This is a genomic window from Massilia oculi (assembly GCF_017582745.1).
In the GTDB taxonomy this organism is placed as follows: Bacteria; Pseudomonadota; Gammaproteobacteria; order Burkholderiales; family Burkholderiaceae_D; genus Telluria; species Telluria oculi_A.
On record NZ_JAFVIM010000017.1, the window covers coordinates 136,484 to 143,421 of the forward strand.

The window sequence follows — 6,938 nt, forward strand, 5'->3', positions numbered from 1 at the left end:
CCAGCCATGGGCACCATCGATTTTCCACTCCAGCGCGAACCCTTCGACGACGGGCACGTTGCCCTTGCACCGTCGCCGCCGCCGCTTGCGCGCAAGGGGCGCGGTGCGGTGTCGAACCTGCAAGGCCGCTACGAGGTCAACGGCCGCGAGCGCTTCGACGACGGCTGGGCGGTTGACGACGATGAGGCGCCGGCCTTCAAGACCGTGGTCACTGACGAGACCGCCAGGAGCATCCTGTCGCGCAACACCTCTCCAGACATTCCGTTCAGCGTCTCGCTCAATCCTTATCGCGGCTGCGAGCACGGCTGCATCTATTGCTTCGCGCGGCCGACACACAGCTACCTCGGCCTGTCGCCTGGGCTCGACTTCGAAAGCCGCTTGTTCGCCAAGGTCAACGCGCCCGAGCTGCTGCGGCGCGAGCTGGCGAAACCCGGCTATGTGCCCGAGCACATCGCCATCGGCGTCAACACCGATGCCTATCAGCCGTGCGAGCGCGAACGCAAGCTGACGCGTTCGGTCCTCGAAGTGCTGGCCGAATGCCGCCATCCGGCCGGGCTGATCACCAAGTCGTCATTGATCGAGCGCGACATCGACATCCTGGCGCCGATGGCGGCGAAGGGCCTGGCATGCGCGGCCATCACGCTCACCACGCTCGACGCCGAGATCTCGCGCACGCTGGAACCGCGCGCGGCGGCGCCGATGCGGCGGCTGCGCACCATCCGGACGCTCACCGAAGCCGGCATCCCGGTGAGCGTGAGCGTGGCGCCGATCATTCCTTTCGTGACCGAACCCGAGATCGAGCGCATCCTGGAAGCGGCGCGCGACGCCGGCGCTGTCGGCGCCCACTACACGGTGCTGCGCCTGCCGCACGAGGTGAATCCCCTGTTCCAGGAGTGGTTGCAGGCGCACTTCCCGGACCGCGCGCAGCGGGTGATGAACCGTATCCGCGAGATGCGGGGCGGAAAGGACTACGACAGCGATTTCGCGACCCGCATGAAGGGCGAGGGCGTATGGGCCGACCTGATCCGGCAGCGTTTCGAGAAGGCATCCGGGCGGCTGGGCTTCTCGGATTTGCGAGGGCGCTTTGGGCGGCTCGACCGGTCGCAGTTCAGGCGACCGCTGGTGGTGCCGCAGACGCAGAAGCGGGACGCGAAAGGGGCGGGGCAGCTGGATCTGTTTTAGGTTGCGAGAGGGGGCTGGAGAGTGCATAGGCAGTCTCCGGCGTACAATGCCGTCTGTTGCTCCTTTCTACATCCTATGGCCACCTCAGTTCCTGCAACGCAGAGCGGACATCCCGCGAATCTTACCGGGCAGGGCGCCGCCGCCGCGTCGCTGGAGCAGGGCCTGCAGGCCGCCGGCGTCGGCCGCTTCCAGTACCGCATCTTCACGATCTTCGGCCTGGTCTGGCTGGCCGACGCCATGCAGGTGCTGTCGATCGGCTTTTCCGCGCCGTCGATCGCCAGGACCTTCGGCTTGACCATGCCGCAAGCGCTGCAGACGGGGACGCTGTTCTTCGTCGGCATGCTGGTCGGCGCCTTCGTGTTCGGCCGGCTGGCCGACCGGATCGGCCGCCGTCCGGTGCTCCTGATCGCGGTGCTGATCGACGCCTGCTTCGGCGTGGCATCCGCCTTCGCCCCCGACTTCACCTGGCTGCTGGCGCTGCGCTTCCTGACCGGCATCGGCGTCGGCGCCACCCTGCCGGTCGACTACACGATGATGGCCGAATTCCTGCCCAGCGACCGGCGCGGGCGCTGGCTGGTGCTGCTCGAGTCGTTCTGGGCGCTGGGGACGATCTGCCTGGCGGTGCTGGCGCTGTGGGCGGTGCAGTGGGGAGACGACGCCTGGCGCGTGATCTTCTTCGTCACCGGCCTGCCGGCCCTGGTCGGCGTGGTCCTGCGTTTTTATATTCCCGAGTCGCCCATGTACCTGCACCGCAGCGGCAAGATCGAGGAAGCGCGCGCGGTGCTGGCGCGGGTGGCCAGGACCAATGGCCGCACCGCTGACATCCCGATGCTGCAGCCCGAACGCAGGCAGGCCACGTCGCTGCTCTCGCTGTTCAGGGAAGGACTGCGCCGCCGCACAATCGCACTATTCATTGCATGGGCGCTGATTTCGATCGCCTATTACGGCGTGTTCGTCTACCTGCCGATCAAGCTGGGCGCCGAAGGCTTCGGCTTCATGCGCGGCCAGGAATTCCTGATCGTGCTGGCGCTGGTCCAACTGCCCGGCTTCGCGCTGGCGGCCTATGGTGTCGAGCGCTGGGGCCGCAAGCCGACCCTGGTGGGCTTCCTGCTGCTGAGCAGCATCGGCTGCCTTGGCTACAGCCTCGGCAGCGCGACCGCGCTGGTGGTAGGATCGACGCTACTGATGAGTTTTGCGCTGCTCGGCACCTGGGGCGCCCTGTATGCGTTCACGCCCGAGGTCTACCCGACCCGGCTGCGCGCCAGCGGCATGGGCATGGCCGGCGCCGTCGCGCGCTTCGGCGGCCTGTTCGCGCCGGCGATCGTGGCGCCGGTGATGGCCACGCATTTCACGCTGGCGCTGGTAATGCTGTCGAGCTTCCTGCTGGTGGGCGCGGTCGCCATCCTGTGCGTCGATGCCGAGTCGCGCCAGCGGGCGCTGGATTGAGGATACAGAGGTGAAACGAATGGGCACACAGCAGCAGACCGACATGATCGTGTTCGTCGGCGCGGAGTCGACCGGCAAATCAACCCTGGCGCAGCACCTGGCTCAGCGTCTCGACGCCGGCTTCGTGCCCGAAATCGGCCGCTTCATCTGGGAAGAAAAGCAGGGCCGGCTGACGGCCGATGATTACGTCGAGATATCAGAGCGTCACCGCGCTGCCGAAGATGCAGCCGTCAGCCAGGCATCGGGCTCCTGGATCTTCGTCGACACCAATGCGCTCACCACGCTGCTGCTCGGCCTGTGCTTTGGCCAGGTCACGGAGCCGGTCCCGCCCGCGCTGCTGCGCCATGCCGACGACTGCCGCACCCGCTACCTGCACCATTTCGTGTGCGCCGACGACATCCCGTATGAAGAAGAACCTGGCGTACGCGAGAACGCCGCATGGCGCACGCACATCCAGCGCCTGGTGCTGGAAGACCTCGACCGGCGCGGAATCGACTACACGGTGTTGACGGGCACGCTGGAGCAGCGCGCTGCGAAGGTGATGGAAGTCCTGTCCGCGATCGGCCAGGACCGGGAGCTTACGCGCGCAGCTGCGTAAGCCCGAGATCGGCCAGGTGCCGCTCGAGCGCGAACACGTGCGGGTCGGGCTTGCCCAGTTCGCGCAAGGCTTGCGCCAGGCCCAGCAGGTATTCGCTGTTCGGACCGCTCGGTCCACGGGCCGTGGCGATCTGGCGCGCGATGTCGACTTCGTCGGCCGGGCCGAGATAGGCTTCGTTCTCGTGCGTCGCGATGTACACGATCCCCTCGTCGCTGCTGCCGTCGTCGAAATGCATCTCGGTTGCCAGTCGCAGGTAGCCGTTCTTTTCGCGGTGGTCGAGGTGCGCGAATTCTTCCGGCGTCACGAGATAGGCCATGCCGTGGCACAGCGCGCCGGCGTCGGGCACCAGGGTGACGACGCGCCCAGGCGCCGTCTCGGTGCCGCGGTGGTCGTGCGAGCCTTGCCAGAAGCGCCGCGACCAGCCGCCGATATAGGCAGGGCGCCGGTCGATGAAGGGAAAATCGGCTTTGAAAATCAGTGAACCGTAGCCGAACAGCCAGACACGCTTGTGGCTGTCGAACTTGTTCATCCGCTGGTTGATCGCGATCGTATTGTGTGACATCGTGAGCTCAGGGCAAAGACAGATGCCGTTCATTGTAGCGCGGCATGCACCGTCAGCGTTGCGACCGTTTTACATATCCAAACAGGAAATTGATATAACTCTCGGCCGCCGGCGACAGCGAACGGCCGGGGCGGGTATAGATAAAGAAACGCCGGGTCAGCACCGGCTCATCCAGCGGCCGCAAGACCAGGCCGTGCAACTTCACCAGCGGCGCGGCGTACGGCAGGCAGACCGTCACCCCGAGTCCGGCGCTCACCATCGCCAGCGCCGTGGTCATGAAGGTCACCTCGTGCGCCGGCTTGATGGGCGTCTCGCGCAGCGAGGCATGCATATCGTCGAGCAGCCGCTCGGTGAACTGGCCCTGCAGCGAAATGAAAGGGAAGCTCGCCACGTCGCGCCAGCTCAGGCGCGGCAGCGAGGCCAGCGGGTGATTCTCCGGAAACACCAAGGCGAACGGCATCTCGAACAGCTCGCGCGCCTCCAGCGGCGGCGCCGGCACCCGCTCGGGCCCGATGCCCACGTCCGCCTCGCCCGACAGGACGCGCGCGATCACGCCCTCCACCTCGGTGTCGGCCAGGCGCACCTCGATCGCGGGATGCTCGGCCCGGTAGGCCGCGATCGCTTCCGGCAGCAAGGTGCACGACATCAGTTGCGGCGCCGCGATCCGCACCAGCCCCTTCTTGAGTTGCGTGTGATCGGCGACGTTAGCCAGCGCACCGTCCAGGTCATCGATCATCTGGCTAAATAAGGGGAACAATTCGCGCCCGATATCGGTCAACACGATCCTGCGCGTGCTGCGGTCGACCACGCGCGCGCCGAGCGTCTGTTCGAGCTCCTTGATCAGCCCGGACAACGCCGACTGCGTCACGTGGATCGCCTGCGCCGCGAGCGTGAAATTGCCGGTCTTGGCCAGGGCGACGAAGGCGCGCATCTGGCGCAGGGTTGGATTCATAAGAAAACCTGATAAATCGGGTTGAAAATACTGTTTGTATGATAGTGCGTTTTGATTTGTAATGGTGGCTACTCAGCAATATCGAAGGAAACGCCCATGAAACTCGCCACCCTCAAATCCGGCAGCCGCGACGGCGCCCTGGTCGTCGTCAGCCGCGACCTGGTCACGTATCAAGCGGTGCCCGACATCGCGCGCACCATGCAAGCCGCGCTGGACGACTGGGACGCGGTCGCGCCGCGCCTGCAGCAGGTCTACGACCAGCTCAACGACGGCAGCGCCGACGGCGCCGAATCCTTCATCGAGCAGGAATGCCATTCGCCGCTGCCGCGCGCTTACCAGTGGGCCGACGGCTCGGCCTATATCAACCACGTCGAGCTGGTGCGCAAGGCGCGCAATGCCGAAGTGCCGGCATCGTTCTATACCGATCCGCTGATGTACCAGGGCGGCGGCGATTCCTTCGTCGGGCCGTGCGACCCGATCGCGGCACTGTCCGAGGACTGGGGCATCGACCTCGAGGCCGAGGTGGCGGTGGTCACGGGCGACGTGCCGATGGGCGCCAGCGTGGAGCGCGCCGCGAGCGCGATCCGCCTGGTCATGCTGGTCAACGACGTCTCGCTGCGCAACCTGATTCCGAACGAACTGGCCAAGGGTTTCGGCTTCTACCAGTCCAAGCCGGCCAGCGCCTTCTCGCCGGTCGCCGTCACGCCGGACGAGCTGGGTGACGCCTGGCAGGGCAGCAAGCTGCACCTGCCGCTGCTGGTCACGCTCAACGGCGCCGCCTTCGGCCGTCCGAACGCCGGCGAGGACATGACCTTCAGCTTCGCCCAACTGGTCGCGCATGCGGCCGCCACCCGCGAGCTGTGCGCGGGCAGCATCATCGGTTCGGGCACGGTGTCGAACAAGCAGGGCAGCCTGCACGGTTCGAGCGTCGAGAACGGCGGCGTCGGCTACTGCTGCCTGGCCGAGGTGCGCATGTACGAAACCATCGAAGAGGGCAAGCCGAAGACGCCATTCCTGCGCTTCGGTGACACGGTGCGCATCGAGATGCTGGATGCCGGTGGCGCCAGCATCTTCGGCGCCATCGACCAGGAAGTGATGCGTTATCACGAACGCAGCAAATGAGACAGCAAGAGAGGCAGCGATGAAGCTCTACACCTATTTTCGCAGCTCGGCCGCGTACCGGGTGCGCATTGCGCTCAACCTGAAGGGGCTGGCCTATGACGCGGTGCCGGTGCACCTGCTCAAGGACGGCGGCCAGCACCTGCAGGATGACTATCGCAAGATCAATCCGAGCGGGCTGGTGCCGTCGTTCCAGGATGACCGCATCACGCTTACCCAGTCGATGGCGATCATCGAATACCTCGAAGAGCTCCATCCCGAGCCGCCGCTGTTGCCGAAGGATGCGCCGGGCCGGGGCAGGGTGCGCGAGCTGGCCCAGATCATCGGCTGCGACATCCATCCCATCAACAACCTGCGCGTGCTGAACTACCTGGTCAAGCACATGGGCCTGTCGGACCAGGCCAAGACCGAGTGGTACCGCCACTGGGTCATCGAGGGCTTCCAGTCGCTCGAGGCGCACCTGGCGCGCGATCCGGGCGCCGGACCGTTCTGCCATGGCGACCATCCGAGCATCGCCGACTGCTACCTGGTGCCGCAGGTCTTCAATGCCCAGCGCTTCAATATCGACGTCTCGGCCTATCCGAATATCGACCGTATCAACTCGCTGTGCATCGAGCTGCCGGCGTTCAGGGCGGCGCATCCGTCGCACCAGCCGGATACCGAGTAAATCGTGCCGGGCAGCCACGCTGCCCGGTATCGGCTCCGCGCATCATATCCTCGCATCTTCTCCCGCCAGACATTCATGACATTCCGAATTGTCCAAATTCGGGATCGCCAATTCATTTAATAAACGCGCTAAACACCGAAATAATTTTACTAAACTAGGGCACTTATTCTGCCCGAACTTTATTAATCGGTTCCCGATTACAGTAATGATTTCTATGGGGAATAATTAAATTTCCAGTAGTAAATTTGCTACATAATTATGACAATTTAGTGTCGTGACGCCGTAGACCGGCTTTGTTGCACAAATCGGCCCATCAGCGGCCGAGGCGCAGCACGGGTAAACTGACGGCATGATTGCTCCCGTAAAGCTGAAGTACCGAACGACCAACTGGAAAGACTACAACGCGGCATTG

At 64.8% G+C, this 6,938-nt stretch carries 7 protein-coding genes; 5 read left to right on the top strand and 2 right to left on the bottom strand.

Features of this window, described 5'->3' with window-relative positions; all coding sequences use genetic code 11:
- Positions 1–6: 6 nt before the first annotated feature.
- The 3 genes from J3U95_RS19125 to J3U95_RS19135 all read left to right on the top strand — a co-directional run bounded on the left by J3U95_RS19125 (position 7) and on the right by J3U95_RS19135 (position 3,226).
- Complete coding sequence (locus J3U95_RS19125; protein WP_208280244.1) at positions 7–1,182, top strand: PA0069 family radical SAM protein; 1,176 nt, start codon at positions 7–9, stop codon at positions 1,180–1,182.
- Between the two features lie 150 nt (positions 1,183–1,332).
- Positions 1,333–2,628: an MFS transporter gene (locus J3U95_RS19130; protein ID WP_208280259.1), complete on the top strand. Its 1,296-nt coding sequence runs from the start codon at positions 1,333–1,335 to the stop codon at positions 2,626–2,628.
- Between the two features lie 19 nt (positions 2,629–2,647).
- A complete protein-coding gene (locus tag J3U95_RS19135; RefSeq protein ID WP_208280245.1) occupies positions 2,648–3,226 on the top strand; it encodes an AAA family ATPase in 579 nt (192 codons plus the stop codon).
- On the opposite strand, the gene J3U95_RS19140 is transcribed toward J3U95_RS19135, so the two are convergent.
- Entirely contained in the window at positions 3,207–3,788 is a 582-nt protein-coding gene (locus tag J3U95_RS19140) for a gamma-glutamylcyclotransferase (protein ID WP_208280246.1), read from the bottom strand. The two genes, J3U95_RS19135 and J3U95_RS19140, sit on opposite strands and share 20 nt — an antisense overlap.
- 52 nt (positions 3,789–3,840) lie before the next feature.
- Positions 3,841–4,740, bottom strand: a complete 900-nt coding sequence (locus J3U95_RS19145; RefSeq protein WP_208280247.1) for a LysR family transcriptional regulator — start codon at positions 4,738–4,740, stop codon at positions 3,841–3,843.
- 96 nt (positions 4,741–4,836) lie between these two features.
- On the opposite strand from J3U95_RS19145, the gene J3U95_RS19150 reads away from it, so the two are divergent.
- Together J3U95_RS19150 and maiA are read left to right on the top strand one after the other, a co-directional pair.
- The gene (locus J3U95_RS19150) at positions 4,837–5,862 is read left to right on the top strand and encodes a fumarylacetoacetate hydrolase family protein (RefSeq protein ID WP_208280248.1); all 1,026 of its coding nucleotides are present in this window, start codon (positions 4,837–4,839) and stop codon (positions 5,860–5,862) included.
- A gap of 19 nt (positions 5,863–5,881) precedes the next feature.
- Positions 5,882–6,526, top strand: a complete 645-nt coding sequence (maiA, locus tag J3U95_RS19155; protein ID WP_208280249.1) for a maleylacetoacetate isomerase — start codon at positions 5,882–5,884, stop codon at positions 6,524–6,526.
- Positions 6,527–6,938: the final 412 nt, after the last annotated feature.

Excerpts from the sequence above, each read along its gene's own strand:
- J3U95_RS19125 (WP_208280244.1), top strand. The coding sequence starts at position 7 with ATGGGCACCATCGATTTTCCACTCCAGCGCGAACCCTTCGACGACGGG.
- J3U95_RS19135 (WP_208280245.1), top strand. The coding sequence starts at position 2,648 with ATGGGCACACAGCAGCAGACCGACATGATCGTGTTCGTCGGCGCGGAG.
- J3U95_RS19140 (WP_208280246.1), bottom strand. The coding sequence starts at position 3,788 with ATGTCACACAATACGATCGCGATCAACCAGCGGATGAACAAGTTCGAC.
- J3U95_RS19145 (WP_208280247.1), bottom strand. The coding sequence starts at position 4,740 with ATGAATCCAACCCTGCGCCAGATGCGCGCCTTCGTCGCCCTGGCCAAG.
- J3U95_RS19150 (WP_208280248.1), top strand. The coding sequence starts at position 4,837 with ATGAAACTCGCCACCCTCAAATCCGGCAGCCGCGACGGCGCCCTGGTC.
- maiA (WP_208280249.1), top strand. The coding sequence starts at position 5,882 with ATGAAGCTCTACACCTATTTTCGCAGCTCGGCCGCGTACCGGGTGCGC.